Source organism: Burkholderia pyrrocinia, assembly GCF_003330765.1.
GTDB classification, from domain to species: domain Bacteria; phylum Pseudomonadota; class Gammaproteobacteria; order Burkholderiales; family Burkholderiaceae; genus Burkholderia; species Burkholderia pyrrocinia_B.
The window spans coordinates 1936598-1962905 of sequence record NZ_CP024903.1 but is presented as its reverse complement, the minus strand read 5'-3'; the positions used below and the strand labels follow the sequence as shown (position 1 = coordinate 1962905).

General features: G+C 69.0%; 26 protein-coding genes. 9 read left to right on the top strand and 17 right to left on the bottom strand.

The genetic code is table 11. The annotated features are described in order from the left end of the window. The first annotated feature begins 53 nt into the window (after positions 1-53). The gene (locus CUJ89_RS26390; protein ID WP_236654962.1) at positions 54-1058 is read left to right on the top strand and encodes a pilus assembly protein TadG-related protein; all 1005 of its coding nucleotides are present in this window, start codon (positions 54-56) and stop codon (positions 1056-1058) included. On the opposite strand, the gene CUJ89_RS26385 is transcribed toward CUJ89_RS26390, so the two are convergent. Together CUJ89_RS26385 and CUJ89_RS26380 are read right to left on the bottom strand one after the other, a co-directional pair. Then, complete coding sequence (locus tag CUJ89_RS26385; RefSeq protein WP_114180295.1) at positions 1022-2284, bottom strand: glycosyltransferase family 87 protein; 1263 nt, start codon at positions 2282-2284, stop codon at positions 1022-1024. The two genes, CUJ89_RS26390 and CUJ89_RS26385, sit on opposite strands and share 37 nt — an antisense overlap. Before the next feature lie 23 nt (positions 2285-2307). Then, on the bottom strand, positions 2308-3408 hold the full coding sequence (locus CUJ89_RS26380) for a glycosyltransferase family 2 protein (protein ID WP_114180294.1): 1101 nt from the start codon (positions 3406-3408) through the stop codon (positions 2308-2310). A 217-nt stretch (positions 3409-3625) separates the two neighbouring features. On the opposite strand from CUJ89_RS26380, the gene CUJ89_RS26375 reads away from it, so the two are divergent. Beyond that, entirely contained in the window at positions 3626-4000 is a 375-nt protein-coding gene (locus CUJ89_RS26375; protein WP_114181569.1) for a phage protein NinX family protein, read from the top strand. A 42-nt stretch (positions 4001-4042) separates the two neighbouring features. Here the strand turns inward: CUJ89_RS26375 and CUJ89_RS26370 are convergent, their stop codons facing one another. Both CUJ89_RS26370 and CUJ89_RS26365 read right to left on the bottom strand, forming a co-directional pair. Continuing rightward, on the bottom strand, positions 4043-5032 hold the full coding sequence (locus tag CUJ89_RS26370) for an ABC transporter substrate-binding protein (RefSeq protein WP_114180293.1): 990 nt from the start codon (positions 5030-5032) through the stop codon (positions 4043-4045). Between the two features lie 147 nt (positions 5033-5179). After that, a complete protein-coding gene (locus tag CUJ89_RS26365; RefSeq protein ID WP_114180292.1) occupies positions 5180-6058 on the bottom strand; it encodes a LysR family transcriptional regulator in 879 nt (292 codons plus the stop codon). A gap of 100 nt (positions 6059-6158) precedes the next feature. On the opposite strand from CUJ89_RS26365, the gene CUJ89_RS26360 reads away from it, so the two are divergent. Then, positions 6159-7727 (top strand): MFS transporter, encoded by a 1569-nt coding sequence (locus tag CUJ89_RS26360; protein WP_114180291.1) that lies wholly within the window; start codon positions 6159-6161, stop codon positions 7725-7727. A 78-nt stretch (positions 7728-7805) separates the two neighbouring features. On the opposite strand, the gene CUJ89_RS26355 is transcribed toward CUJ89_RS26360, so the two are convergent. The 5 genes from CUJ89_RS26355 to CUJ89_RS38635 form a co-directional block, all read right to left on the bottom strand. Then, positions 7806-8237: a DUF1090 family protein gene (locus CUJ89_RS26355; protein ID WP_114180290.1), complete on the bottom strand. Its 432-nt coding sequence runs from the start codon at positions 8235-8237 to the stop codon at positions 7806-7808. Between the two features lie 300 nt (positions 8238-8537). Beyond that, on the bottom strand, positions 8538-9680 hold the full coding sequence (locus tag CUJ89_RS26350) for a LysR family transcriptional regulator (RefSeq protein ID WP_114180289.1): 1143 nt from the start codon (positions 9678-9680) through the stop codon (positions 8538-8540). A gap of 49 nt (positions 9681-9729) precedes the next feature. Then, positions 9730-10458, bottom strand: coding sequence for an aspartate/glutamate racemase family protein (locus CUJ89_RS26345; RefSeq protein WP_114180288.1), 729 nt, complete (start codon positions 10456-10458; stop codon positions 9730-9732). Positions 10459-10480: 22 nt separating this feature from the next. Then, entirely contained in the window at positions 10481-12031 is a 1551-nt protein-coding gene (locus tag CUJ89_RS26340) for an NCS1 family nucleobase:cation symporter-1 (protein WP_114180287.1), read from the bottom strand. Between the two features lie 110 nt (positions 12032-12141). After that, positions 12142-12486: a hypothetical protein gene (locus tag CUJ89_RS38635; protein WP_236654961.1), complete on the bottom strand. Its 345-nt coding sequence runs from the start codon at positions 12484-12486 to the stop codon at positions 12142-12144. A gap of 255 nt (positions 12487-12741) precedes the next feature. On the opposite strand from CUJ89_RS38635, the gene CUJ89_RS26325 reads away from it, so the two are divergent. Then, complete coding sequence (locus CUJ89_RS26325; RefSeq protein WP_114180286.1) at positions 12742-13293, top strand: DUF3005 domain-containing protein; 552 nt, start codon at positions 12742-12744, stop codon at positions 13291-13293. Positions 13294-13356: 63 nt separating this feature from the next. On the opposite strand, the gene CUJ89_RS26320 is transcribed toward CUJ89_RS26325, so the two are convergent. Continuing rightward, a complete protein-coding gene (locus tag CUJ89_RS26320; RefSeq protein ID WP_114180285.1) occupies positions 13357-14121 on the bottom strand; it encodes a DUF4397 domain-containing protein in 765 nt (254 codons plus the stop codon). Between the two features lie 257 nt (positions 14122-14378). Next, complete coding sequence (locus CUJ89_RS26315; RefSeq protein ID WP_114180284.1) at positions 14379-14747, bottom strand: hypothetical protein; 369 nt, start codon at positions 14745-14747, stop codon at positions 14379-14381. Between the two features lie 200 nt (positions 14748-14947). On the opposite strand from CUJ89_RS26315, the gene CUJ89_RS26310 reads away from it, so the two are divergent. Next, positions 14948-15280, top strand: a complete 333-nt coding sequence (locus tag CUJ89_RS26310) for a hypothetical protein (protein ID WP_114180283.1) — start codon at positions 14948-14950, stop codon at positions 15278-15280. A gap of 121 nt (positions 15281-15401) precedes the next feature. Here the strand turns inward: CUJ89_RS26310 and mmsB are convergent, their stop codons facing one another. The 3 genes from mmsB to CUJ89_RS26295 form a co-directional block, all read right to left on the bottom strand. Then, a complete protein-coding gene (gene mmsB, locus CUJ89_RS26305; protein WP_114180282.1) occupies positions 15402-16292 on the bottom strand; it encodes a 3-hydroxyisobutyrate dehydrogenase in 891 nt (296 codons plus the stop codon). Between the two features lie 16 nt (positions 16293-16308). Next, positions 16309-17835, bottom strand: coding sequence for a CoA-acylating methylmalonate-semialdehyde dehydrogenase (locus CUJ89_RS26300; protein WP_114180281.1), 1527 nt, complete (start codon positions 17833-17835; stop codon positions 16309-16311). Between the two features lie 112 nt (positions 17836-17947). Further along, positions 17948-19267: an MFS transporter gene (locus CUJ89_RS26295; protein WP_114180280.1), complete on the bottom strand. Its 1320-nt coding sequence runs from the start codon at positions 19265-19267 to the stop codon at positions 17948-17950. A gap of 156 nt (positions 19268-19423) precedes the next feature. Here CUJ89_RS26295 and CUJ89_RS26290 point away from each other — a divergent pair, with 156 nt between their 5' ends. The 3 genes from CUJ89_RS26290 (at position 19424) to CUJ89_RS26280 (ending at position 21728) form a co-directional block, all read left to right on the top strand. Further along, complete coding sequence (locus tag CUJ89_RS26290) at positions 19424-20398, top strand: LysR family transcriptional regulator (protein WP_114180279.1); 975 nt, start codon at positions 19424-19426, stop codon at positions 20396-20398. Beyond that, positions 20395-21132, top strand: coding sequence for a DUF7003 family protein (locus CUJ89_RS26285; protein ID WP_114180278.1), 738 nt, complete (start codon positions 20395-20397; stop codon positions 21130-21132). The genes CUJ89_RS26290 and CUJ89_RS26285 overlap by 4 nt, the downstream gene beginning before the upstream one ends. A 62-nt stretch (positions 21133-21194) precedes the next feature. Beyond that, positions 21195-21728, top strand: coding sequence for an SRPBCC family protein (locus tag CUJ89_RS26280; protein ID WP_201752334.1), 534 nt, complete (start codon positions 21195-21197; stop codon positions 21726-21728). Here CUJ89_RS26280 and CUJ89_RS26275 read toward each other — a convergent pair. Beyond that, positions 21682-22404 (bottom strand): haloacid dehalogenase type II, encoded by a 723-nt coding sequence (locus CUJ89_RS26275; protein WP_114180277.1) that lies wholly within the window; start codon positions 22402-22404, stop codon positions 21682-21684. The two genes, CUJ89_RS26280 and CUJ89_RS26275, sit on opposite strands and share 47 nt — an antisense overlap. A gap of 202 nt (positions 22405-22606) precedes the next feature. Then, complete coding sequence (locus tag CUJ89_RS26270; protein ID WP_114180276.1) at positions 22607-23245, bottom strand: hydrolase; 639 nt, start codon at positions 23243-23245, stop codon at positions 22607-22609. A 197-nt stretch (positions 23246-23442) separates the two neighbouring features. Here CUJ89_RS26270 and CUJ89_RS26265 point away from each other — a divergent pair, with 197 nt between their 5' ends. Continuing rightward, positions 23443-24336, top strand: a complete 894-nt coding sequence (locus CUJ89_RS26265; RefSeq protein ID WP_114180275.1) for a LysR substrate-binding domain-containing protein — start codon at positions 23443-23445, stop codon at positions 24334-24336. Between the two features lie 35 nt (positions 24337-24371). On the opposite strand, the gene CUJ89_RS26260 is transcribed toward CUJ89_RS26265, so the two are convergent. Then, the gene (locus tag CUJ89_RS26260; RefSeq protein WP_114181567.1) at positions 24372-26225 is read right to left on the bottom strand and encodes a sulfatase-like hydrolase/transferase; all 1854 of its coding nucleotides are present in this window, start codon (positions 26223-26225) and stop codon (positions 24372-24374) included. Between the last annotated feature and the right edge of the window lie 83 nt (positions 26226-26308).

Below are 26308 nucleotides of genomic sequence, written 5' to 3'. Positions count from 1 at the left end.
TCGACCCGCGAAGGCGGGCAGCGCACGGCCCGCATCGGCGATGCGCGGCCCGCATGCGGCAGCGAGGCTCGGTCGCGCTGTTCTTCCTGCTGTTCCTGATTCCGCTGCTGTCGTTCGGCGCGCTGGCGATCGACGTCGCGTGGGTGGCCACGGTGCGCAACCAGTTGCAGACCGCGGCCGATGCCGCCGCGCTGGCGGGCGCAAGCAAACTGGCGTCGTCCGGCGGGACGACGCTGAACTGGTCGCAGGCGGCGAGCGCGGCGAGCGGCGCGGTCGCGCTGAATTCGGCGGCCGGCGCGGCCCTGTCGACGGGCACGGTCGCGACCGGCTACTGGAACCTGACGCGCAGCCCCGCGACGATGCAGGCGACGACCATCACGCCCGGTGTCTACGACGTGCCGGCGGTGCAGGTCACCGTATCGCGCACGACCAATGTGAACGGCGGCAAGATTCCGCTGCTGCTGGGCAGCCTGCTCGGCATTCCCGGCGCGTCGGGCAGCGCGACCGCGGTGGCGGTCGCCACGTCGCCGGGCGCGATCGGCGCGGGCGGCGTGTTTCCGCTCGCGGTCGACCAGTGCGTCTACGACCTCTACTGGAACGCGGCAACCGGCCTGCCGCTCGTCAATCTGCTGACCGGCCTGCCGTACGAGGTCGTGATCACCAGCGGGCAGCTGTACGGCGCGTCGTGCTCCGCCGGCACCTGGACGTCGTTCCTGACAAACGCGAACGACGAGCCGACGCTCGAGGGGCTGATGCAGACCGGCAATCCGACGCAGTTGTCGATCGGCGACAGCATCTATCTCGCGCCGGGCGCGAAGACGGCGCTCTACGGATCGGTGCCGGTCGGCACGACCGTCGTGGTGCCGGTCGTCACGCAAAGCGCGAGCAATTCTTACGTGGCGATCGTCGGGTTCGCGGCGTTCGCGATCGATGCGTCGGTCGGCGGCAGCGGCAAATACGTCCTCGGACACTTCGTGGCCGGCTACAAGGTGTCCGCGGCGGCAAGCGGCGCGGGGCCGAACTACGGCGTGGTCGGGCCGCCGAAGCTCGCGCTATGACCGCCGAGCCGCGCGCGACGCAGCAACACGAGGAGCGCGAGGAGCGTCACGGCCGGGCCGATCTGCGGCAGTTGCAGCCACGGGTTCAGGTATTCGGCGATCGGCAGCAGCCACATGAGCGCGATCACGGTCTGCTCGCCGCGCAGCCAGCCGTCGCGCCAGCCGATCGCGAGCATGCACGCGATCGGGATGCCGAGCCACGCGAGCTCGTAGTGCCACACGTACGGATTCGACGCGAGCGTCGCGACCGCCAGCACCGCCGCGCGCAACCGCGTGTCGCGCGATTTCGCCCAGACGATGCACGCGGCCGCGATCGCGATCGCGGCGATGCACGCCTGCGCCGCGTACGCGGCCCCGACCGACAGGCCCGCGAGGCGGAACACGGCGAATGGCGCCGGCGACGCGAACCAGAATTCGACGCCGTGTTCGAGGATGAGCCGACGTGCGAGGCCCGCGCTGTCGATGAACAGGCGCAGCGACTCGACCCCGCACACCAGCACGCTCAGCGCGACGAACCCGGTGGTGGCGAGCGCGGCCCACGCGAACGTGCGCCACGCGCGCGCGGCGATCAGCACGAACGGGAACAGCAGCGCCATCTGCGGCTTGACCGACAGCAGGCCGATGCAAAGGCCCGCCCAGGCCGGCCGGCGGTCGGCCCAATAGACGGCCAGCGCCGCGCACGACGCGGTGAGGAACGCGTTCTGCCCGAACGCCGCGGTAACGAACACGCACGGCATCGCGACCAGCGCGAACGCGCCGAACCGTTTCGCGCCGGGAATCGCGGCCAGGCCCGACACGCACCATGCGGCAACGCCGAGCATGCCGACGCCGACCGCGACGAACAGCGGATAGCCGACCGCGTAGGGCAGCAGCGACAGCGGCGTCACGAGCAGCAGGTAGGTCGGCGGGTACAGCCACGCGACAAAGCCTTCGTGATGGAAGTGCGGGAACATCCCGGCCCACAGCCGCGAGAAGGTCGGGACATCGTAGGCCTGCCACGGGACGCCGTGCAGCATCGCGTACGACGCCGCCCAGAACACCGAATAGTCCGCGCCGGGGCTCGACGCGCCGCTGCCGGGCGCGTGATGGATGACCGACGCCCAGATCGAGACGAACACGGCGCCGAGCGCCAGCACGCACGCGCTGTACACGACCACCCGCTTGGGCGTCAGCCATGCGCGGACGGGGCGGTCTGCCGATTGCATCGATGAGCGGGGGATGTCCATGTGCCGCGCGCCGGGTTGCCGGGTTACTTGACCGAGAGCTTCCTGACCGCGTGGCCGGCCGTCGCCGGCATCGACGGCCGACGGCGTGCGGCATGCGCGCGCTTCACCGGAAACTGCAGCAGCTTCGAGCCCGGATGCGCGGGGCCGTGGCGCGCGGGCTGCGCGGCGGCCGGGTGTTCGGCGCGGTAGCGGCGTCGCACGAGATAGACGGGGCGCTGCTTCGATTCGTGATAGATGCGGCCGAGGTATTCGCCGATCACGCCGATGCCGATCAGCTGGATGCCGCCCGTGAACAGCACGACGGAAATCAGCGACGCATAGCCGTGCACGGGGTTGCCGAACAGCAGCGTGCGCACGACGATGAACGCGCCATAGACGAGCGCCAGCATCGCGAACGCGAGGCCGACGTAGGTCCAGACCCGCAATGGAACGGTGCTGAAGCTCGTGATGCCTTCGAGCGCGAAGTTCCAGCGCCGCCAGCCGGAGAATTTCGAGCGCCCGGCACTGCGCGGCGCGCGCGTGTATTCGACGATCGCGGTGCGATAGCCGACCCATGCGAACAGGCCCTTCATGAAGCGCCGCCGCTCCGGCAGCGCGCGCAGCGCGTCGACGACCTCGCGGTCCATCAGGCGGAAATCGCCGACGTTTTCCGGCATGTCGACTTCGGACAGCGCGTTGTGCACGCGATAGTAGAGCGCGGCGGCCGCGCGCTGCATGAACGGGTCGCACCTCCGGTCGGTGCGCTTCGCGGCGACGACCTCGGCGCCGGCGCGCCAGTGTTCGATCATCGCGGGGATCAGCGCGGGCGGATCCTGCAGGTCGGCGTCGATCAGGACGACCGCGGTGCCGGCGGCTTCGTCGAGGCCGGCGGTGAGCGCGGCTTCCTTGCCGAAGCGGCGGGTGAGGTCGACGACGCGCACGCGCGGGTCATCGGCCGCGATGGCGATCAGCTTGTCGAGCGTGCGGTCCCGGCTGCCGTCGTTGATGCAGACGATCTCGAAGCGGACCGCTTCGACGGATTCGAGGATGGGAAGGGTTTCGGCGAAGAACGCGTCGATCGCTTCGTCTTCGTCGTGAAACGGCACGACGAGCGATACCAGCGGTTTTCTGGCATGTACGGACATGAGTCCCCCGAACGATCCGGTCGGCACTGCACCGTGTGGAGTCGGTTGAGTCTTCTGCTTCTGGCCAGGACGCCCGCCGCAGGCGCGGATGGCGGGCATTCGGTCATTGTACGCAGGAATCGGCGATTCGTAGCATGATTGCGCGGGTTTGCGCGGAGGCCGCCGGGCGACGCGCGCACGGGCTAGCATGGCGTTATCGGCGGATATGGAGGCGGCGATGCAAGTTCAGGAACTGGCGGGCGCGGCGCTGGATTACTGGGTGGCGGTGGCGGAAGGGCTCGGCGCGCCGCATGTCGTCGACGGGGCTTGCCTGGCCGTGCGGGCGGCGGGCGGCGCACCCGCGCCGTTCGCGCCGTCGTTGTCGTGGGCGGACGGCGGCCCGATCGTCGAGCGCCTGCCGTTCGCCGCGTTCGAGCGCGACGGCGGGCGCGGCGCGTGGCGGGCCGTGCTGCATCGCGCGGTGCCGGCGGCGGGCGAGCGCTGCACGTTCAACCAGACGGGGCAGACACTGCTGGTCGCGGCGATGCGCACGCTCGTCGCGTCGACGTTCGGCGACGACGTGCCGGATCTGGACATGTCGACACCGCGCTGAGCGTTGTCCCTCGCATGCGGCGTCCGGCGGTTCTGGCGCCTTCTATACGGCAGACACATTCCGGATCGCGATCGCCGCGACATCGACGCGCCGCGGCAGGATTGCGTCCGCCGCCGCACGATCGGCGACGCGCTGCAGCACGTCGATGTCGGCGCCGCTGAGGCTGCGCTGCGCGAGCGCGGCCCGGCGTGCGATGTCGGTGGCCGCGTCGGGCGGCAGGCGCGTGAGCGACGCATAGACGTTCGCGTAGTCGGCCGGATGCGCGAGCGCCCATTGGCCTGCGCGGGCGAGCCGCGTGAGCACGTCCGTGAGCGCCGCGCGCTTGGCGCGATCGTCGAGCGTGTCGATCGGCGAGGTGAGGAACGCGAGCCCCGAATTGATGCCGCCGCCGTCGCGGACGACGCGCGCGCCGCGTCGCACCGCATGCCCGTAGTACGGGTCGAAAGTCGCCCAGATGCCGATCCGTCTGGCCTCGAACGCGGCGAACGCATCGACGGGCAGCACGAAGCGCACGTCGACGTCGCGCGGCGCGAGGCCGTGTTCGCGCAGCGCACCGTACAACTGGTATTGCGAGATGCTGCCGCGCGCGGACGACACGACGACGGTTTGCCCTTTCAGGTCGGCGACGGCGCGGACCGGCGAATCGGGCTGCACGACGATGCCGAGCGACGTCGGCGAGCCGACGCGGGTCGCGACGATCCGCAACGACGGATCGCCGAGCGCGGCTGTCAGCACGGGCAGGTCGCCGGCCGGTGCGAGATCGATCGCGCCCGCGCGCTGTGCCTCGAACAGCGGCGCGGCGCCCTGGAAATTGGCCCAGCGGAACCGGTAGGGCGTGCCGTCGAGCACGCGCGCGGCTTCGGCCAGCGCGCGCAGGCCGCCGGCCTGGTCGCCGAGCACGAGCGTGACGCCCGACAGGTCGGCGCCGGCCGCGCGGGCGGGCAGCGCGATGCCGCCGGCGAGCGGCGCGGCGGCGAGGGCGGCAAGACGCTGCAGCACGCGGCGGCGCGCTGTGTCGGAAGCGTGATTCATCGCGGGGTGTCCTCGGTGATCCGCGCACGCGTGGCGCGGCTGCCGGGCAGGTTACGGAATCGGTTGCCGGCCGACAAACATCGAATCGTGGAATGCATATTCGCGCGGCGACGGCCGGAACGGCCGGTATCGACGCGCGCGGGCGCGTTACGCGGCCGGCGGCACCGTGCGCAGGAACGCGCGCACCGCCGGCGCCTTTTCGAACCGCCGGTGCGCGAGCGCGAGTTCCGACATGATCGGCTTGCCGGCGATCGGCCGGTATACGACGCCCGGCAGCGACACGCAACCGGCGAGCGCATCGGGAATCACGGCGACCCAACCGTTCACGGACACGCACGCGAGCACCGCGAGCAAGCCGCCCGGCCGCGCGGCGATCACCGGCGCGAAGCGGCCGCGGCGCGCGACTTCGAGCGTGCCGCGGTCCTGCTCGGGCACCGCGAAGCGCGCGTCGGCGAGGTCGGCGGCGCGAACGGCCGCCATCGACGCGTAGCGCGAATCGGCCGGCACGGCCGCGACGAACACGTCGCGCTGCAGCGTGACGATCCGCAGGCCACCGGGCAGCGGTAGCGGCGGGCGCACGTACGCGAGATCGAGCCGGCCTGCGTCGAGCTGGTTCGCGACGTCGTCCATCGGCACTTCGCGCAGGTTCAGCTCGATGCGCGGGTGCGCGGCACGAAACGCGCCGACCGTGCGTTGCAGCGTGCCCGAATAGACGGCGGACGATACGTAGCCGATCTCGATCCGGCCGAGTTCGCCGCGCTCGGCCAGCGCGGCGAGTTCGCGGCCGCGCTGCAGGTGCTCGAACGCGGCGCTCGCCTCGGCGAGATAGGCCTCGCCGGCCGCGCTCAGCGTGACCGCGCGGCGCGACCGGTGGAACAGCCGCACGCCGAGCACGCGTTCGGCTTCCTGGATCTGCCGCGTGAGCGCGGGCGGGGCCATGTCGAGCGCATCGGCCGCGCGGGCGAAATGCAGGTGCTGCGCGACGCTCAGGAACGCGCGCACGTGACGGAATTCGAGCCGGTCCATGATTGCAATTTTCGTCAATAAAATAGCATTGGAGTGTCAATGACAGGCAATACCGGGCAAGCCTAGCATACGGCTCGTTCATCCTGTTCCGGAGTTGCCGATGTCCCAGTCTTCACCGGCGTCGCGCGCGGGCGCGGCTGCCGCCCCGCACGCGGGCGCCCGCCTGCCGGCCGCTGCGACGCTCGCCGTCGCGTCCGCGACCTGTTCGCTGATCGTGCTCGACACGAACGTCGTCGCCGTCTCGCTGCCGAGCATCGCGCGCAGTTTTCACGCGAGCTTTGCCGATATCGAATGGGTCGTGAGCGCGTACATGACCGCGTTCGCTGCGTGCCTGCTGCCGGCCGGCGGGCTGGCCGACCGCTTTGGCCGCAAGCGGATGCTCGGCGCGGGGCTTGCGCTCTTTTTCGTCGCGTCGCTCGGCTGCGGCGTCGCGCCGTCGGCCGGCTGGCTGATCGCCGCGCGCGCGGTGAAGGGCGGTGGCGCCGCGCTGCTGCTGACGGCCGCACTCGCCGTGATCGCAAACCGCTTTCCGGAAGGGCGCGAACGGGCACGCGCGTGGGCGATCTGGGGCATGTGCATGGGAATCGCGACGGCCATCGCGCCGCTCGTCGGCGGCGCGATCACCCAATGGATCGGGTGGCGCTGGGTGTTCCTGCTGAACCTGCCCGTCTGCGCGTTGCTCGCGGTCGGCGCGCACGTCGCGATCGACGAATCGCGCGATCCGCACGCGAAACGCGTGGACGTGGCCGGCAGCCTGCTGTTCGGCGCGGCGCTCGCGTGCGGGATCGCGGCGCTGATCGGCGCGCCGTCGCACGGCTGGCTGTCGGCCGCGACGCTCGGCCGGCTCGCGCTCGCCGCCGCGCTGTTTGCGGCGTTCATCGGCGCGGAGCGCTGGCAGGCGCGGCCGATGATCGACCTCGCGCTGTTCCGCCAGCCGCGCTTCGTCGGCGCCGTGCTCGCGATGTTCGGCTACGCGGCGTGCGCGCAGGTGATGATGACGTTTCTGCCGCTGTACCTGCAGAACGCATTCGGGATGTCGGCGATCGATGCGGGGCTCGGCATGCTGCCATTCGCGTTCGCGATGATTGCCGGCCCGTCGCTCGGCGCGGCGCTGGCCGCGCGCGTGTCGTCCGGCGGCGTGCTGGCGGGCGGGCTCGCGCTGATCGGCGCGGGCAATCTCGCGACCGCCGCGCTGACGGCCAGCGGCGACTACCGGCTCGTCGCGCTCGGCATGTTCGTGACGGGCTGCGGCGCCGGCATCATGAACGGCGACACGCAAAAGGCGATCATGGCGTGCGTGCCGCCGAACCGCACGGGCATGGCATCGGGCATCAGCACGACGACCCGCTTCTCGGCGATCGTCACGGCGGTGGGCGTGCTCGGCGCGGTGCTGGCGGCGAGCACGCATGCGCGGCTCGACACGTTGCTCGACGCCGCGCCCGGCCTGCGCGGGTTCGCCGATGCGCGCTTCATGTCGAGCCTGCTGGCCGGCGATCTTGCGCAGGCGCTCGAACGCGTGCCGGCGTCGGCCGCCGCGAAGCTCGCGCAGGCGGCGCCCGCGGCGTTCGCGAGCGGCTTCGCCAGCGCGCTTGTCGTGAGCGGCGTGCTGGCGCTCGCAAGCGCGGCGGTTGCCTACAAGTTGCTTGCGCAACCGATGCGGATGGAATGAAAAGCATACGCGCTGTGAATTGGCCGCGCTCGCTCGCGCGGCACGCTGATGCCGCGCGCGATGCGCGGATCGGGCGCGTCAGCGCTTCAATGCGTCGCGACTGGCTGCGGCGTCATGCAGTTCGCGGGTCGCGTCGCGCAGCTTGTGCTGCTTGTCGGCGAGCTTGCGCTTCGCCTTTGCGATCTTGCCCGCGTCGCCGCGTGCCTCGGCTTGTTGCACATCCGATTCCGCTTCGCGCACTTCGTCCTGCGCCTTCTCGACGTCGCGCTGCTCATCCCGCACCTCGCGTTCGGCGCGTGCGAGCTGGCCCGCGTCCGTGCAGTTCGCCCTGATCTGCGCCAGCGCGGCCTGCTGGTGCATCGCCTGTTGCGCATTGCCGTGTTGTTTCGCGTAGTCGATCTGCGTTTGCAGCGCACGGATGCGCGTCGCGCAGTCCTGCGTATCGGCCAGGGCGGCGGAGCTGGCGAGCTGTGCGATCGGGAGCGTGATGGCGATCAGGGTGTTTTTCAAGGGAATTCCTCGGTGTGCTGCCAGTGGCAGGGTTTGTTGTTGGAGAAGCGCATGACGACGCGTGGCCGTTCACTGGACTGCATTGTGCAAGGGCGGACTGGCGCGGGTAAATAGGATCAGTCCTACGTTCGATTGGCGGCGGGCCGGGGAGCAGCCCGATCCGGTTCGCGGATCGCGCGAGATTGCCCGGGTGTCCGCCGCGAGCAGGCTGCACGCAGCGCGGGGTCAAGCGATGCCACGACGACCGGTGCGATGCGCATGCGACGACATGACGCGTGAGCGCGGCGATTCGCTCGCGGTTCAGTGCGACTTCGTCGTGGGGCGCGAATGACGCGCGACGCGCGGCTGATGCGACGCGCGGCAGCGCGTGGCCTTGCGCGCACGTGGCAGACGCGGCGGTTCCGGCGTGGGCGTAACCTGCACGGTTGCCGCGGCCGCAATCGCCGCCACGGCCGGCAGCGCGGCCTCGGCATCGAGCCAGCCGCGCGTCGCCTCGGCGATCAACGCGCGCACCCAGCGCACGCCGTCGACGCACGGACCCGATTCGTTCCACGTCATCCGGTACACGATATCCGGCGGCTCGGCCGGCAGCGCGACGGTGGCGAGCGGCAGCAGCTTCGCGTAATGGCGCGCGAGCCGGTACGTCGTGGTCAGGATCAGGTCGGAGCGCACGAGCGCATGCGCGGCGAGTTCGAAATGCGGCAGCGTGACGACGATCCGCCGCTGCAGGCCCACGCGTTCGAGCTGCCGGTCGATTGCGCCGGATGCTTCGAGCCACGACGGCGTCGGGCACAGCTGCGGCGCTGCCGCGAAATCGGCGGCCGTCATCGTGCCGCGCCGCGCGAGCGGATGCGTCGCGCGCATCAGGCACACGACGCGATCGTCGAACAGGTCGTCCTGCCGGAACCGCGACTGGCGCGCGGGCCGGTTGTCGATCACGACATCGAGTTCGCCGTCGGCCAGCGCGCGCTCGTCGTCGAAGCCGTCGCCGAGCGGATGGAACACGAGCTGCGCGTTCGGCGCGCGTTCGCGGAACAGCGCGACGAGCTTCGGCACGAACAGCACGTTCAGGTAGTCGGGGCAGCCGATCCGGTAGGTGCGCACCGACGTGCGCGCGTCGAAGGTCGGCTGCTGGATGCGGATGAAGTCGATCACGCGCAGCGCGTTGCGCAGCGGCTCGATCAGCCGCGCGCCGAATTCGGTCGGCACCATCCCGTAGCGGCCGCGCACCAGCAGCGGATCGCCGAGCAGCGTGCGCAGGCGCTTCAGCGCGGCGCTCGTCGCCGGTTGCGACATGTTCAGGCGCACGGCCGCACGCGACACGGTCCGCTCGGTCAGCAGCACGAGCAGGATGCGCATCAGCCGCGCGTCGAGGACGTCGAGCGCATCCATGGCGTCGGACGCGTCGCGCAGAAGATGGGCTGGGTCTAAAGCATCCCGCATGTCGATGGGTCTCCCGGCAACGCCAGGTTCGCGCGCCGCCGCCGGCGCATCATTTTACGAAGGTGCCCGGCCAGCCGACGATCCGTTTCGGGCGCGGCGGCGCGTACGTGCGGACCTTCGACGTCTTCAGTTTCAGGCGCACCAGCGACTCGGCGAGCGCGACCGCGGCCGACACGCCGTCGACGACCGGCACGCCCGTGCATTCCTCGATCTGCCGGTCGAGGCCGGCCATCCCGCCGCAGCCGAGGCAGATCACTTCCGCGTGATCGTCCTTCACCGCGCGCTGCGCTTGGCCGACGATCGACTCGATCGCGCGGGCCGGATTCTCTTCGAGTTCGAGCACCGCGAGGCCGCTCGCGCGTACCGATGCGCAACGCGCGTCCAGCCCGGCGAGCTTCAGGCGATCCTCGATCAGCGGCACCGTGCGGTCGAGCGTCGTGACGACCGAATAGCGATGGCCGAGCAGCATCGCGATGCTCGCGGCCGCTTCGGTGATGTCGACGACGGGCACCGTCAGCAGTTCCTGCAGGCCTTCGCGGCCGTGTTCGCCGTAGCCGGCCTGGATCACCGCGTCGTACGGTTCGTCGTAGCTCAACACGCGATCCATCACGGCGATCGCCGCGAGGTAGCTCTCGAAGTTGCCTTCGACCGACTCCGCGCCGAAGCGCGGCGTCAGCCCGATGATCTCCGTGCCCGGCGACGCGGCGGCCTGCGCCTGCGCGGCGATCGCGTCGGTGATCGACTCGGTCGTATTGACGTTGACTACCAGGATCCTCATCGGTGACTCCGTATGCGTGTGTTCAGTGTCGGGCGCAGGCGACCGCGATGGGTTCGCCCGAGCGCTCGTCGTATTGCCGTTTGCGATCGGCCAGCAGCCAGTACACGCTGCCCGCGATGGCCGCGCCGAGCAGCCAGGAGAACGGCGTCATCGCGCTGAAGGCCGGCACGACGGCGAGCGTGAGCGAGATCAGCGCGGACGGCACGAGCGCCGCGAGCGCCTTGCGGTTCACGCCGCGCGTGTAGAAATAGGTGCCGGTCGGCGCTTCGGTATAGAGGTCGGGCACGTTCACGCGCTGCTTGCGCACGAGCCAGTAGTCGACCGTGATGATCCCGTACAGCGGGCCGAGCAGCGCGCCGAGGCCGGACAGGAAGTAGACGATCACGATCGGGCTGTTGTACAGGTTCCACGGCAGGATCAGCACGGCGACCGTCGCGCTGATCAGGCCCGCGCGTCGGAACGACAGGCGGTGCGGCGCGAGGCTCGTCAGCACGAAAGCCGGCGCGACGAAGTTCGCCATGATGTTCACCGCGACCGTCACGATCAGGAACGCGAGGCAGCCGAGCACGAGGAACAGCTTGTTCGGCACCGTCGCGATGATTTCCGTCGGGCTGTGGATGATCTGGCCGTTCAGCTTGAACTGCGCACCCGCGAGCACGAAGCTGACGGTCGCGAACACGAGGATGTTCACGGGCAGGCCCCAAAAATTGCCGACGCGCACCGCCTTCGCGCTCGGCGACGAGCGCGCGAAATCGCAGAAGTTGAGCACCAGCGTGCCGTAGATCGCGAGCCACAGCGAGCCGCCCGCGAAGATCTCCGTCCACATCTTCAGGCCGGTCAGCGGCTTGCCGATCGACATCGCGAGATGGCCGCCCGTGCGGCTGAACATCCAGGCGGCGAGCGACAGCGTCGTGACGAGGATGACCGGGCCGGCGAGTCCTTCGTACTTGCGGACCATTTCCATCCCGTACGTGAGGATGCCGATCTGCACGAGCCAGATCGCGACGAACGTGATCCAGCCGAGCTTCGACAGCCCGAAGATCGCGTTCTGGTCGAAGGCGGCGAGGCCCGGCCAGATCGCGGTGAGCAGCACGCGCAGCACGACGGATGCGAGATAGGTCTGGATGCCGAACCACGCGATCGCGATCACCGCGCGGATCATCGCGGGCAGCAGCGCGCCGTAGATGCCGAAGCTCATCCGGCTGATCACCGGGAACGGCACGCCGGTCTTCTGGCCCATGTAGCCGGTGAGGTTCATGAAGCTGTACACGAGCACCGCGCCGATCGCGAGCGACGCGAGCATCTGCCAGCCCGACAGGCCGAGCGCGAACAGCCCGATCGCGAACGAATAGTTGGCGATGTTGTGCACGTCGTTGGTCCACAGCGCAAAGATGCTGTAGCGACCCCAGGTCCGGCCCTCGGCCTTGGTCGGCGCGAGGTCGGGATTGTGCAGCCGCGGGCTCAGCGCGGGGTCGCGCGTGGCCGTATCGGTTCGATGCGATGCGTCGTCCGCGCCGAGCACGATGCCCGGGCGGTGAGTGGCTTCCAGTTGCACGCCGTTGTCTCCTTCCATGTGCGGGGCGCGAAACCGGCAGCGTGGGTACGCAGCGCCGGCCCGGCCGCCGTGGACGTTATGTCTCGGATTTGTTCGCGAGTATGGGTGGCCGGTGCGGTGAGGGGAAATTAAATATTCGGCTGGGCGTCATTTGAAAAATGAATGGAGCGCGAGCGGCGGCGGTGGCCGATGCGGCACGCGAATTGCTCGTCAGCGGGCTCCATCCACATCGACATCAGCGGAGGTGTCATGCAGCGATATTCATTTCGACATGTATCGCGAGCCGTCTTCGCCGGCATCCTGATTGCGGGCCTGGCGGCAGGCGCAGGCTGCCAGAAGAAGAGCGACAGCGGCGGCGGCGCGAGTTCCGACACGGGCGCAACGGGCGGCATGTCAGCCGCGCCGTCCAGCGCACCGTCGGGCACGCCGAGCAGCGGAGCGGCCGGAAGCAGCGGCGACAGCGGCGCGAGCATGCCGGGCGCGGCCTCCGCGCCGGGCGGTGCGAGCGGCGGCTGACGGGCGCCCGACCGGTCGGGCGGACGGCGCGCAAGCCGCGCCGTCCGCTTGTGGCGTGCCTTATGGAGCGTGCCGTGCCGGCCTGGCACGTGCGCCGGGTGGCGCGCGTGCGCGCGGCCGTGTGCATGAAAGATTTGCAAGGACCGTTGTAGCGATTCCCGGACCGGCGGCGACCGCTTGAACCGGCGCACGCCGGCCGGACAGGAGGTGCGATGCAGAACGCGGAATCGAACCCTACCCCGAAAAAGCAGCAGGAAGCGGGCGCGAAGCGCGCTGAAACAACGCCGGCCGCAGGCGGCAACAAGCCGGATGCGCCGACCCGGGCCGCCGGATCGGCGCGGCGGCCGCTGTCGCCCGAAGCGGTCGCCGCGAAGATGCCGACCGGGCTGCCGCCGATCGAACGTGGCGTGAATGCGGTCGATAGTGGCGACCCCGTGCGGCGCGCGGCCGGCCGGATCCCGACGCTCGACAACGCGAACATGGCGATGACCGACAGCACGGTCGACGTCGACGGCAAGGGCATGGAAGCCGCCGCGGGCGCGTCGGAGTGGCACGACAACGTGATCTATTCGAACGCGTCGCTCGACGACGCGGTCGATACGCCCGACGAAGGGCTTGGCGGGATCGAGAGCCGGCCCGCCGGCAACCTGCCGCAGATCGCGACGCGGCCGGGCTGGCGCGTGTGCCATACCGGCGATGTCGATATCGAGCACGGCAACGGGACGCGCGCCGAGCATGTGATCCGTCTCGAGCGCGTCGACTGACGCCGATGTGCGAGGCCCGGCGGCCGGCGCAACTGCACCGGCCGCCGCGACCGTTGGCGGTCCTTACTGCGGACCCAGTTCCTGCGCGGACGTATCGGCGTCGTTGCCTTGTGCAACCAGCACGTGGATATCGTTCGGCGTTACGTCGCCGATCCCGCCCGACGGAATCGTCACGAGCAGCCAGTCGGCGTTGTTGTTGATGGCGACCGGCGCGGTCTTGAGGATCGGCGCCTTGCTGCCGGCTGTCGTGACGATCACCTGGTAGCTGCCGCCGTTCAGGTAGATCGAATCCTGGGTCGATGCCGGCACTGCGTTCTGGTAGGCCGCGCCCGCCAGCGTCGGGCTTTGCGTCGTGATGTCGGTGCCCGGCGGGACGACATACACGTCGACGTTCTGCGCGTTCGGCGACGCGTTGAAGCTGCGCACGCGCGCCTTGTCCGACAGCAGGGCCTTGTCGAACGGATCGTCGATCACGGAGATCGGCGACGACGTGCTCGGCAGCGCGACCGTCGTGTAGTGATGGCCGTTCGCCGCGCTGAACGATTGCGCGGCGACGGTCGTGGTCGTACCGGAAACGTCGTAGCTCGCGTTCTGCGTACCCGAGTCGACGTCGTGATAGCGCGTCACGCCCTTGTACGCGACGCCCGCCTGGTCGATCTTCGCATTCAGGTAGTAGTCGAGGTTCGGCCCGGCCGGCACCGCGTTGATGAAGCGCGCCTGCGGCTTCGAGATGCCGAGTTCGGTGCCGACGTCGTTGCCGTCGCCGCCGCACGCCGCGAGCACGGAAATGACCGAGCACAGGGCTACCAGCGTTCGTATTGATTTCATGTCGTCCTCTCGTTCAGGGAACCTGCTTGCGATGCGGGATCGCCGCGCGAAGGGTCGCGCGGTGCGCAGCGCCGGTTGAGGGAAGGATGCCGTCCGCCGGGCGGCGGGCGGGTCGATGTCGCAAGCGATGTGCCTGCGCGGCGGATGACGGCGGGAAGCGCGCACGCGCCGGTGTGGCGGCGTGCGCGGTGCGAAGCGGGCGGGGCTGTTGCCGCGGTTGTAAAAAGGACAGCGTCGCGCGCGGGCGACGCGCTGGGTTAGCGGTTCACGAGCTTGGCCGGATAGGCAAGCGCGAGTGCGCAGCCGACCAGCATGCACGCGGCGAAACCATACAGTCCCGCGCCAGATGCGGTAGGAATCTCCTGTCTTCCGGCAGGGGAGGATGTCAACAGCGCGAACAGCAGCACCGTGCCGAACATGCCGTGCGACGACGAAACCGCGATCGCCAGCGCGATGGCCGACACCATGAACGGGACGATTTCGTCGGCGGTCAGCCATTGCACGAATTCGATGCTGTTGGGCAGCCAGCGCAGCACCGTGAAGCAGAGCAGCACCGATGACAGTACTTCGAGCAGGAACAGCCACTGCCAGCCGTCGAGCCCGTGCGCGCCGTCGAACGCGCGCATTGACCGGCGCGCCGGCAGGGCAAAACTACCCGACGCACGAAAGCGGGCGTGGCGACGGCTGTAAATCTTGCCTGCGACGGTCATCGTTTAACCATTCGAAACAATGTGTTCACTGAAAGGGGCATGATCTCCGGCGATCGAGCAGGCATACTGTCGCCTATGTTGCTCAATGCACGTCGAACGGCGTGCGGTTCTCCCTCATGTCCATTCCAGTCTCTTTTCAAACCCTGCGATGGTTGACCGTCGCGGCTGCCGCATGCTTGCTCGCCGCGTGTTCGACCGCTTCCGACGTGACCGCGACGTCGAACCCGAACGTGTTCACCGTGACGACGCGCACGGTGGGCGTGTCGACCACATGGGCCGACGCCCATGAGAAGGCCTTGAACGAAGCCACCAACTACTGCACGCAGCGCGGGATGCGCGCGAGCATGAAGCAGGAGTCGCTGACCGGCGGCCGTCGGGTCGACGCGCGCTCCGAACTCGCGTTCGAGTGCCATCCGACCTTCGAGACCGCATCGAACCCGCGCGGTTGAACGACCGGCGGCGTTATCGCGCCGCCAGCCCCCGCGTTCTCCTTTCCCCGCATGCGATCCGGCCTGCGATGCCGTTCACGCGCATCGCGGGCCGGCGCACGTCCGGCGTCGGCTACGGCGGTTACGCGGGCTGCGCCTCGTACAGCTTCACGCACGCGGAGAAGTCGAGTGCGCCGAGCCCCTGCTGGCTCATCGACTGATAGAGCTGCTGCGCGAGCGCGCCCATCCACACCGGCTGATGCGCGCTTCGTGCGGCTTCGGTCGCGAGCCCGAGATCCTTCAGCATCAGGTTCGCCGCGAAGCCGCCGGCATAGCCGCGCGCGGCCGGCGCGGTGTCGCTGACGCCCGGATACGGGTTGTACGTGTCCGCGCTCCAGCAGCGGCCGGTCGACGTGTTGATGATGCCGGCCAGCACGGCCGGCTCGATGCCGAGCGCGGCGCCGAGCGCCATCGCTTCCGATACGCCCATCATCGAGATCCCGAGCAGCAGGTTGTTGCAGATCTTCGCGATCTGCCCGGTGCCGGTGCCGCCGCAATGCACGACGTTCTTGCCCATGTCGAGCAGCACGGGGCGGATGCGCTCGAACAGCGAGGCTTGCGCGCCGACCATGAAGGTCAGCGTGCCAGCCTGCGCGCCGCCGGTGCCGCCCGACACGGGCGCGTCGGCGAGCGGGAAGTCGCGCTGCGCGGCGGCTTCGGCCACCGCGCGCACGGTGCCGGGATCGATCGTGCTGCAGTCGACCAGCGTTGCGCCGGCGCGCGCGCCGGCCAGCACGCCGTCGTCGCCGAGGTAGACGGCGCGCACGTGCTGCGCGGCCGGCAGCATCGTGATCACGACCGCGCCGCGCGCGGCCGCGTCGCGCGGCGAGCCGGCCGCCGTTGCGCCCGCGCGCACCGCGGCGTCGACCGCGTTCGCGTCGAGGTCGAACACCGTCAGCGCGTGGCCGGCCTTGAGCAGGTTGGCGGCCATGGGGCCGCCCATGTTGCCGAGCCCGATGAATGCGATTTCCATGTGCATGCTCCTTCGCTCAGCGCAGCGCGATCGTCGTGTTCACGCCGCCGGCCGTCGCGTCGTCGTCGAACCAGCGCGCGGTGACCGTCTTCGTCTGCGTGTAGAACTGCACGACCTGCTTGCCGTACGGGCCGAGATCGCCGAGCTTCGAGCCGCGCGAGCCGGTGAAGCTGAAGTAGGGCACCGGCACCGGAATCGGGATGTTGATGCCGACCTGGCCGATGTCGATCTCGCTCTGGAACTTGCGCGCGGCCGCGCCGCTCTGCGTGAACAGCCCGACGCCGTTGCCGAACGGGTTCGCGTTGACGAGCGCGATCGCTTCGTCGAGCGTCTCGGCTTCGAGCACGATCACCACCGGCCCGAAGATTTCTTCCGTGTAGATCGACATGTCGGTCGTCACGCCCGAAAAGACCGTCGGGCCGACGAAGTTGCCCTGCTCGTAGCCGGGCACCTTCACGCCGCGGCCGTCGAGCAGCAGCGTCGCGCCGGCCTTCACGCCTTCGTCGATCAGCGCCTTGATGCGCGCCTGCGCGGCCTTCGACACGACGGGCCCGACATCCGTGCCCGGCTCGTGACCCGCGTTGATCTTCAGCGCCTTCGCCTTCTCGACGAGATCGGGCAGCCAGTCGCGCGCCTTGCCGACGAGCACGACGACCGACGTCGCCATGCAGCGCTGGCCGGCCGCGCCGAAGCCCGCGCCGACGAGCGCGTTGATCGACTGCTCGCGGTGCGCATCGGGCAGCACGACCGCGTGGTTCTTCGCGCCCATCATCGACTGCACGCGCTTGCCGTGCTGGCTGCCGAGGTTGTACACGTGCGTGCCGACGCGCGTCGAGCCGACGAACGAGATCGCCTTGATGTCCGGATGCGTGCAGAGGCGGTCGACCACCGTCTTGCCGCCGTGCACGACGTTCAGCACGCCTTGCGGCACGCCGGCCTCGATCGCGAGTTCGACGAGCTGCATCGTCGACAGCGGATCCTGCTCCGACGGCTTCAGCACGAACGTATTGCCGCACACGATCGCCATCGGGAACATCCACAGCGGGATCATCCCGGGGAAGTTGAACGGCGTGATGCCCGCGCACACGCCGATCGGCTGGCGCAGCGTGTAGGTATCGACGCCGCCCGCAACGTTCTCCGCGAATTCGCCTTGCTGCAGCGTGCCGATCGAGCATGCATGCTCGACTACTTCGAGGCCGCGGAAGATGTCGCCCTGCGCGTCGGGCAGCGTCTTGCCTTGCTCGGCCGTCAGCGTGTGCGCGATCCGTTCGAGATTGCGGCGCACGAGATCCTGGAACTTCAGCATGATGCGCAGCCGCGCGCCGATCGGCGTCGTCTTCCACGTCTGGAACGCGCGCTGCGCGGACGCGATCGCGGCATCGACCTCGTCGAGCGTCGCATACGGCACGCGGCCGATCACTTCCTGCGTCGCGGGGTTGACGATGTCGCCCCATTCGGCGCTTTGCGATTCGACGAACGCGCCGTCGATCAGCAGCTTGGCGGTAGGCAGGGCGAGGGTGGTCTGGGGAACTGCGGCGTTCATGGAATTCTCCGGGAAACGGTGTGGCGACAAAAAGGGGGCCGGCATCCGCCGCGCGCGTGTGCACGGCGGACAGCAGGACGAACTGAAATCGATCGAATACCGACCGGCGCGCTCAGGCGCGCGCCGGACGCATCAGCGCGGTACACGCGAGCGCGAACACGCCGAAGCCGACGAGGTACGCGATCACGTAATGGGGTTGGCCGCCGCCGACCTTGAGCAGCGACGTCGCGATCATCGGCGCGAAGCCGCCGCCGATCACGCCGGCCAACTGCACCGACAGCGAGATGCCGCTGTAGCGGATTTCCGCCGGGAACTGCTGTGCGAACAGCAGCGATTCGGGCGCGTAGAGGATCGGGAACACGACGCCGAGGCCGAGCACGATCGCCCACCATGCGTACGACGTCTGCTGCGTGCCGAGCATCATGAAGAACGGCGCGGCGAACGCGCACATCAGCACGAGGCCGATCGCGAACATCCGGCGCTGGCCGATCTTGTCGCTCAGGTGGCCGCACAGCGGCATCGTGACGAGCGACAGCGCGGCGCCGGCCGTGATCGCGTGCAGCATCTCGGCCTTCGGCAGATGAAGCTGCTGCGTCGCGTAAGCGAGCGCGAACGTGACGACCATGTAGAACCAGGTATTTTCGGCGGCGCGCGCGCCGACGATCGTCAGCACCTCGCGCGGGTGGCGGCGCAGCGCGGCCATCACGGGCGATTTCTCGGCCTTGCCCTGGCGCTGCATCTTCTCGAAGTCGGGCGATTCGGGCACCTTCGCGCGGATGAACCAGCCGAGGCCGACCAGCGCGATGCTCGCGAGGAACGGCACGCGCCAGCCCCACGACAGCATGTCGGCTTCCGGCAGCGCGGCCACCGCGGCCATCGCGACCGACGACAGGATCAGGCCGAGCCCGACGCCCGTCTGCGGCAGGCTGCCGAACAGCCCCTTGCGGCCCTTCGGCGCGTGTTCGACGGCCATCAGCACCGCGCCGCCCCATTCGCCGCCGACGGCCATCCCCTGCAGGAAGCGCATCGCGATCAGCAGCGCGGCGGCCCAGTAGCCGATGCTGTCGTACGACGGGATCAGCCCGATGATCATGCTCGGCACGCCCATCAGCAGCAGCGTGATCATCAGCATCGACTTGCGGCCGATCCGGTCGCCGAAGTGGCCGAACACGATGCCGCCCATCGGCCGGCCGATGAAGCCGACCGCGAACGTGCCGAACGCGGCGAGCGTGCCGACGACGGGGTCCAGCGACGGGAAGAAGATGCGGTTGAATACGAGCGCGGCGGCCGTGCCGTAGAGGAAGAAGTCGTACCACTCGATCGTCGTGCCGGCCATGCTGGCCCAGCCGGCCAGCAGGTAGTGCTTCGCGGTGCGGGCGGGTGCCGGCGTCGCGACTGTCGCATGCTCATCGAGGGTGGATCGCGTCTGCATGGTGTCTCCGTGGTGGGTGCCGCGGCTCGTGGTCCGCAGGTCACGGTCGAGTATAGTTATGCGCAGATTCATGATGTAGCGACAAAGAAACCGGTTGGATATGCATTTATGCATATCGACGGCCGGCCCGGAGATTCCAGCCCTTTTTCCTCGCCGATGCGACATGCCACCGAGCCGGTTTCCGGCAACCTCAACTGGGACGACCTGCGTTTCTTCCTCGAAGTCGCGCGCACGCAGCGCGCGAGCGGCGCCGCGAAGCGGCTTGGTGTCGACTACACGACCGTCGCGCGGCGCATTCGCGCGCTCGAGGCCGCGATGGGCACGCTGCTGTTCGACAAGTCGCGCTCCGGCGGCTTCACGCTGACGGCCGAAGGGCAGCGGCTCGTCGCGTACGCGGACGCGATGGAGACGACCGTGCAGTCCGCGTGCGACCAGGTCGCGAACACGGGCGCGGCGCTGTCGGGCCACGTGCGGATCGGGTCGACCGAGGGGTTCGGCTGTTTTTTCCTGGCGCCGCAGCTCGCGCGGTTTCGCGCCGCGCATCCGCACGTGACGGTCGACCTGCTGCCGGTCCCGCATTTCGTCAACCTGCCGAAGCGCGAGGCCGACCTGGCGATCACGCTCGAGCGGCCCGATCGCGGGCCCTATGTGGTCACGAAGCTGTGCGACTACCAGTTGCGGCTCTATGCGACGCGCGACTATCTCGCGAACCATGCGCCGATCACGTGCACGGACGATCTCGCGCAGCATGCGTTCATCAGCTACGTCGACGATCTCGCGTTCAGCAGCGAGTTGCTGTACCTCGAGCGCGCGGTGCCGGGCGCGACGGCCGGGCTGCGCACGACGAGCGTGATCGCGCAGGTTTTCGCGGCGCTGCAGGGCGGCGGGCTCGCGATCCTGCCGTGCTTCATGGCGGCCACGCAGCCGGCGCTGGTGCCCGTGCTGCCGGACGACGTGGTCGTCACGCGGTGCTTCTGGCTGACGTGCCGCGAGGATCTGCGCAAGCTGCGGCGCGTGACCGCGCTGTGGGATTACCTGCGTGCGGCGGCGGACGCGAATCGGGAATTGCTGATGGGGGAGTCGGGGGTGTTGCGGTTCGTCACGGATGCAAACGGAGCGGGAAAGGCATGAATTTCGACATCGGAAAAATTTTGTCCGTACTGGACGATTGCTGCGGTCAGTACGTATTTCCCATGCTGGACAACGGTTACGTGTACCTGGCGGCAACCCGGTTGTCGCTTTACCGCTCGCTGGAGGATTGGGCACTCGTGATGGAGGTGTTCGGCTATTCGCCGAGAGCAGGCATGCCCGACACGCACATTTACACATTCGGAAGCCGTCTGAACCGGCAAAGGTCGCGGCAGCAGTTCGTCAACGAAGAGGCGTACCGGACGTGGCTGGCAGCCAATGCGCATAACGAATCCGTGTTCGTTTTTCCCGTCGACGAAGGGGACTGGATGGGCGACTACAAGGAGTATGTGGCGGAAGGCCGGCACTCGGTCAGGGTGCGCGGCGAGCGGATGAATGTGCCTCGACTGGACGAGTACGCCGGCCATGGCATCGTTCTGCTTGAGTCGCCCGCCGTGCGCGTGTTCGAATTCTGTCGTTTCCTCGCGGCCATCGCGCGCGACAGCGTGCTGGCCACGGTGGCCGAGCAGCGCGGATGTGTTCCCGTCGAGTGCGCGAAGATCCTGCAGCTTGACGAATGGCGTCACCCGGACGTGGTGAATGGGGAGACCCCCGGTGGCAATGCAACCTTCCGGTCCCTCGCGGACGTACTGGTAACCGGCGATCCTTCGCGATATCGGCCTTCGGCCGAGCCGAATACGCACTGGAAGCATTGGCCGGATGGCGGGGCGCTTTGACTGGCGCGGCGGCGCCGCGCCTGTGCCATCATGTGCGCACCGGCAGCCGCCAGGAGAGTGTCGTGGAAATTCGATCGCAGTGGACGTTCGATTGCCGTCCCGAGCATGTGTGGCCGCATTTCCTCCATGCCCGGATGGACGACACGCGGCCGTTGCTGTTCCGCCTCGGCGTGCCGAAGCCGGTCAGTTGCCGCGTGCTCGAAGGCACGCCGGCGGTCGGCAACACGCGGCAGTGCACGACCGATCGCGGCACCATCGACCAGCGGATTCTCGTGCTCGACGAGAATCGTCGGCTGCGTTACCGGATGGTGTCGTCGACGGTATGGTGCCGCGACTGGGTCGGCCTGCTCGAGGACGAATTCACGCTGACGCCCGTCGAAGGCGGCAAGACGCGCGTCGAGCGGCGGACTGTGTTCAGCGCGCGCGGCATCTTCAAGCCGGTTCGGCAGATCGGCCTGTGGCTGGCGCTGCAGCAGGCCCACCGGTATGCAGCGCGCAACTGGCGGCGCCTCGCAAGTGCGGCAAAGGGGCATGCCGCGCAGCCGGCGCTCACCCCGGGCAACCGAGCCGATCCGCGAGTTCGTTCAGGTCCTTGACGTCGAAGTCCCACGCATCGTCGGCTTGCAGGTCGGTCGTCTGGCCGGGCCCGTGTTCGGTCGGCCGCAGCACGAACGCGGTCGACAGCCCGAGCCGGCGCGCGGCGGCGAGATCGCCGTTGTGGGCCGCGACCAGGCACAGCTCGGCCGGCGCGACGCCGAGAATCTCGACCGTGTCGCTGTACACCTGCGGCGACGGCTTGTACGCGCGAACGACTTCGGCGCCGAGAATCGCGTCCCACGGCAGCCCGGCGCGTTTCGCGACGTCGACTATCAGCCGGATGTTGCCGTTCGACAGCGGCGCGATGATGAAGCGCCGCTTCAGCCGGTGCAGCGCGGCGACGGCGTCGGGCCACGGGTCGAGGCTGTGCCACGCGAGGTTGAGCGCATCGATGTCGGCGTCGGGCACGTCGACGATCCCGTAGCGGTCGAGCGTGCGGACGAGGTTCTCGCGGTGCAGCACGTCGAGCCGCACGTAGCGGCGGCGCCCGCTGCGGATTTCTTCCATCGACGGCGAATATTCGGCGCGCCACGCATCGGCGAACTCGAACGGATCGAGCGCCGGCGCGTGGCGTTCGAGGAACGCGGCGGCGCCGCGTGCGACGCCGCTTCTCCAGTCGACGATCGTGCCGAAGACATCGAAAACGAGCGCCTTGATTTCGGTGGGGTTCGTCATGGGATTCCGTGAAGGTCGTTCGATGAGGACACCAATCTCCGTGCCGCCGGAATGCGCGACGCCGGTTCGAACGACATTGAATCACGGATACGAAAACGCGGCGTGGCCGGCCGCGATATTGTCCGGGTAGCGCCGGAACGGGAAGAGGGGCAAGGGCGCGCCGCCGGACGGCAAATACCGGCGGCCGCGCGCGCCGGGCCGGTCAGCTCTTGTCGTACGAGAACTGGATGCCGGCCGTGCCGCCGGTTTCGATGAACAGGTTGATGAATGCCGGCACGGTGGCGCTGCGCGCCCAGTCGCGCTGCAATTCGCAGAACAGTTGCACGACGCTGATCATCTGGCCGCCGGCCTGCTCGATGCGGCGCAGCGCGGCTTCGTGCGCGGCGACCGACGTGCCGCCGACCGCATCGACGACCACGTACACCTCGTAGCCGGCCTTCAGCGCGTCGAGCGCCGGGAACGTCAGGCACGCTTCGGTCCACAGCGCGGTCATGATCAGCTTCTTGCGGCCGGTCGCCTCGACGGCTTTGCGGAACTCGACGTCTTCCCACGAGTTGATGCTCGTGCGATCGTAGGTCGGATAACCTTCGAGCGCCGCGCGCAGTTGCGGAATCGGCGGCTTGTTCAGGCCGGTCTTCACGTTGACGGTCGAATGGACGATCGGCAGGTTATACGCAACGGCCGCCTTCGACGCGCCGACGATGTTGTTGATCAGCAGTTGGCGATCCATCGACGCGATGGAGTTCACCTGGACCGGCTGGTAATCGATGACGATGAACGCCGCGTTCTGCGGGGTGAGCAGGTGGTCGTTCGCGGGGTCGCGAATCGGTTCGCTTGCCATGGTTGCCTCCAGAGACAGTGCACGAAGTGAAGGGGAGTTCCAGACTCGATGGATCGGTCGAGCGGCCGGCGGAGCCGACCAAAAAATTCCCGGCCGCCGCGACAACATCGATCCACGTCGAGACGGGATGCTATTCGTGCAACAACCGGCGTTCCAGTCCCTTAAAATGCCGTCAGTGTTCTATGAGTGGAACAATCATGGATGACCTGAACGACCTCTACTATTTCGTGAAGGTGGTCGAGCATGGCGGGTTCACGCAGGCCGGGCGCGCGCTGGATGTCCCGAAATCGACGCTGAGCCGGCGCATCGCGGCGCTGGAAGCGAAGTACGATGTGCGGCTGCTGCAGCGCACGACGCGTCATTTCACGGTCACGGAAACGGGGCGCGAATTCTACGAGCGCTGTCTCGCCGTGCTGGTCGAAGCCGACGCCGCGCGCGAGGTGATCGAGCGCCGGCACGCGGAGCCGCGCGGCATCGTCCGCGTGAGCTGCCCGACCGCGCTGCTCGAATATCGCGTGAGCGAACTGGTCGCGCGTTTCATGGCGATTCATCCGCAGGTGCACGTGCATCTCGAGGCAACGAACCGCCGTGTCGACCTGCTGAGCGAAGGGTTCGACCTCGCGCTGCGCGTGCGCTTTCCACCACTGGAGGACAGCGATCTCGTGATGCGCATCCTCGGCGACAGCCCGCAGCGGCTGGTGGCCGCGCCGCAACGGCTGGACGGGCGTGCCGCGCTGTCAGACCCGGCCGAGCTGGCCGGCGCGCCGAGCCTCGACTGGGGGCCGGCGCGGCATCACGTGTGGCAACTGGTCGGGCCGAACGGCGAGCACGCGCAGTTGCGCCATCATCCGCGCTTCATCACCGACGACATGCACGCGCTGCGCGACGCGGCGATACACGGTGTCGGCATCGTGCAACTGCCGTGCATGGTCGTCGAGGACGACCTGCGCAACGGCACGCTGGTCGACGTGCTGCCCGGATGGGTGCCGAAGGGTGGCGTGATGCACGCGGTGTTTCCGTCGCGGCGCGGGCTGCTGCCGCGCGTGCGCCTGCTGATCGACTTTCTGGCCGAACACATCCGGAAGGATTGACGGGCGGCGCGCCGCAGCCGAATGCGTCCAGGCCGTCAGTGCCGCTTGCGGATCTGCACCTGCACCTTCCCGTCGCGGATCGGCATCACGTCGGGGCTGTCGTCGCCGACTTCGCTCGCGATCAGGTCGTTCAGGCGGCCGTTCATCGCGAGCAGCAGTTCGCCGTGCCGCTTGCGGTCGGTCGCGAGATTGCGCATCTCGTCCGGATCGCCCGCGAGGTCGAACAGCTCGACGTCGTTGCGCGCGAACAGATCCTCGAGCGTGGTCGGCCGGTTGAATTCGAGCGGCGAGAAATAGCGCGTGAACCGGTAGCGGCCGTCGAACACGCTGCGAATCGTGCCGCGCAACCGGAAATCCGGCTGCTGCGCGAGCGCGCGGCGCAGCAGCTCGTCCTCGGGCACGCCTTTCTGCCGCAGCGCGGTGAGCTCCTTCAGCATCCATTCGCTGTCGTAGTACAGCAGCATCGCGTAGTTGAACAGCGTCGCGTCGCGTGCCGCGTGCCGCTTCGCGTCGACCGGCTTCGCGAGCCAGCGCGTGAGGTCGTGCCCCTTCAGCGCGCTGCCGCGGATCGACGCGATGCGCGCATCGTCGAGGCCGGTGAGCCCGAGCAGCGTCGGCGCGATGTCGATGTGCGACGTCAGCGCATCGCACTGCATGCCGCCCGGATATGCAGGATGGCGGATCACGAGCGGCACGTGGTTCTGCGGCTGGTACGCGGTCGCGCCCTTGCCGACGAGCTGGTGTGCGCCGACGTGGTCGCCGTGGTCGGCCGTCATCACGACGATCGTGCGTTCGTCGAGGCCGAGCGACTGCAGCGATTGCAGCAGGCGCACGACGTGCGTGTCGCAGTCGCGGATGCAGTTGAAGTAGTTGTCCTGATAGATGCGCACGCGTTCGTCGGTGAACGGGTAGCGCCCGACCAGATTTGCATGCGCGGCGTCGAACATCCCGTGCGCGGGCGGCCGCCCCGGTTCGTCGTACGGCTGCCGCCGCGACGCCGCGAGCGGCACGTCGCGCCACGACGTGCGGTACAGCGCGTCGCCTGGCGGCGGCGCGTTGCCGAGCATCGGGTGGTTCGCGTCCTGCACCGTCGAGCCGTTCGTGTCGGTGTTCACGAACATCGCGTCGTGCGGGTTCACGAGATTCACCGCGAGGAACCACGGCGTGCCTTCCTTCGCGAGGCGCGGCGCATGGTTGCGCATCCAGCTCACCGCGGCCTCGGTCGTGATCCCGTCGTACTGGTAGCCGCCGCGCACCATCCCGATCAGGTCGCCCACGCCGAAATAGTCGTCGAAGCCGTACGAACGGATCGTGCGGTTGTAGTCGGCCACGGGCGCGGTGTACGGGCTTGCGGTTTCGTGCAGCGACGCGCTCAGGTGCCACTTGCCGAGATACGCGGCGTAGTAGCCGGCGTCGCGCAGCATGTGGCCGACGGTGCGCACGTCCGGCGACATGTCCTTCTGCCAGGGCACGCCCGCGTTGTCGAGCACGCCCGTGTGCTGGATGTGCTGCCCCGTGTAGACCGTCGAGCGGGACGGCGAACACACGCACGCGGCGATCTGGTGGTGCATGAACGTGATGCCGTCGCGGCGCAGCGCTTCGCGGCCTGGCACGGGGAACGGCCAGCGGTCGAAGTGGCGCTCCTGGTCGGTCAGGATGAACAGGATGTTGTAGCCGGCGGGCGGTGCGGCCGGCGCGGTCGCCGCGCCGTGGAACGCGGGCGCCGGATCGACAGTCGCGACGCCGGCGGCGGGTGCGGCCGGCGGCGGGTTCGCGGCCAGCGCATCGGCGCCGAAGCCGGCCGACGCGACCGCCGCGCCGGCCAGCTTGAGGAACTGGCGCCGCGCGGTGGGCTCGGCGGCGGCGGGGGTGTCCTGATCGTCTTTCACGTCGGCTGTCTCCTGGTCATGCCGGCTCGTGCCGGGGGTTTTCATGTCGACGACTATGCGGCAGGATCGCGTATCGATCGATG

Excerpts from the sequence above, each read along its gene's own strand:
- CUJ89_RS26310 (WP_114180283.1), top strand. The coding sequence starts at position 14,948 with ATGTCCATTCCAGTCTCTTTTCAAACCCTGCGATGGTTGACCGTCGCG.
- CUJ89_RS26270 (WP_114180276.1), bottom strand. The coding sequence starts at position 23,245 with ATGGCAAGCGAACCGATTCGCGACCCCGCGAACGACCACCTGCTCACC.
- CUJ89_RS26385 (WP_114180295.1), bottom strand. The coding sequence starts at position 2,284 with ATGGACATCCCCCGCTCATCGATGCAATCGGCAGACCGCCCCGTCCGC.
- CUJ89_RS26380 (WP_114180294.1), bottom strand. The coding sequence starts at position 3,408 with ATGTCCGTACATGCCAGAAAACCGCTGGTATCGCTCGTCGTGCCGTTT.
- CUJ89_RS26265 (WP_114180275.1), top strand. The coding sequence starts at position 23,443 with ATGGATGACCTGAACGACCTCTACTATTTCGTGAAGGTGGTCGAGCAT.
- CUJ89_RS26375 (WP_114181569.1), top strand. The coding sequence starts at position 3,626 with ATGCAAGTTCAGGAACTGGCGGGCGCGGCGCTGGATTACTGGGTGGCG.
- CUJ89_RS26365 (WP_114180292.1), bottom strand. The coding sequence starts at position 6,058 with ATGGACCGGCTCGAATTCCGTCACGTGCGCGCGTTCCTGAGCGTCGCG.
- CUJ89_RS26350 (WP_114180289.1), bottom strand. The coding sequence starts at position 9,680 with ATGCGGGATGCTTTAGACCCAGCCCATCTTCTGCGCGACGCGTCCGAC.
- CUJ89_RS26295 (WP_114180280.1), bottom strand. The coding sequence starts at position 19,267 with ATGCAGACGCGATCCACCCTCGATGAGCATGCGACAGTCGCGACGCCG.
- CUJ89_RS26315 (WP_114180284.1), bottom strand. The coding sequence starts at position 14,747 with ATGCGCGCGTTCGACGGCGCGCACGGGCTCGACGGCTGGCAGTGGCTG.
- CUJ89_RS26340 (WP_114180287.1), bottom strand. The coding sequence starts at position 12,031 with ATGGAAGGAGACAACGGCGTGCAACTGGAAGCCACTCACCGCCCGGGC.
- CUJ89_RS26360 (WP_114180291.1), top strand. The coding sequence starts at position 6,159 with ATGTCCCAGTCTTCACCGGCGTCGCGCGCGGGCGCGGCTGCCGCCCCG.
- CUJ89_RS26325 (WP_114180286.1), top strand. The coding sequence starts at position 12,742 with ATGCAGAACGCGGAATCGAACCCTACCCCGAAAAAGCAGCAGGAAGCG.
- CUJ89_RS26345 (WP_114180288.1), bottom strand. The coding sequence starts at position 10,458 with ATGAGGATCCTGGTAGTCAACGTCAATACGACCGAGTCGATCACCGAC.
- CUJ89_RS26370 (WP_114180293.1), bottom strand. The coding sequence starts at position 5,032 with ATGAATCACGCTTCCGACACAGCGCGCCGCCGCGTGCTGCAGCGTCTT.
- CUJ89_RS26275 (WP_114180277.1), bottom strand. The coding sequence starts at position 22,404 with ATGACGAACCCCACCGAAATCAAGGCGCTCGTTTTCGATGTCTTCGGC.
- CUJ89_RS26290 (WP_114180279.1), top strand. The coding sequence starts at position 19,424 with ATGCGACATGCCACCGAGCCGGTTTCCGGCAACCTCAACTGGGACGAC.
- CUJ89_RS26390 (WP_236654962.1), top strand. The coding sequence starts at position 54 with ATGCGGCAGCGAGGCTCGGTCGCGCTGTTCTTCCTGCTGTTCCTGATT.
- CUJ89_RS26320 (WP_114180285.1), bottom strand. The coding sequence starts at position 14,121 with ATGAAATCAATACGAACGCTGGTAGCCCTGTGCTCGGTCATTTCCGTG.
- CUJ89_RS38635 (WP_236654961.1), bottom strand. The coding sequence starts at position 12,486 with ATGCTCGCGCCGCTGTCGCCGCTGCTTCCGGCCGCTCCGCTGCTCGGC.
- mmsB (WP_114180282.1), bottom strand. The coding sequence starts at position 16,292 with ATGGAAATCGCATTCATCGGGCTCGGCAACATGGGCGGCCCCATGGCC.
- CUJ89_RS26300 (WP_114180281.1), bottom strand. The coding sequence starts at position 17,835 with ATGAACGCCGCAGTTCCCCAGACCACCCTCGCCCTGCCTACCGCCAAG.
- CUJ89_RS26285 (WP_114180278.1), top strand. The coding sequence starts at position 20,395 with ATGAATTTCGACATCGGAAAAATTTTGTCCGTACTGGACGATTGCTGC.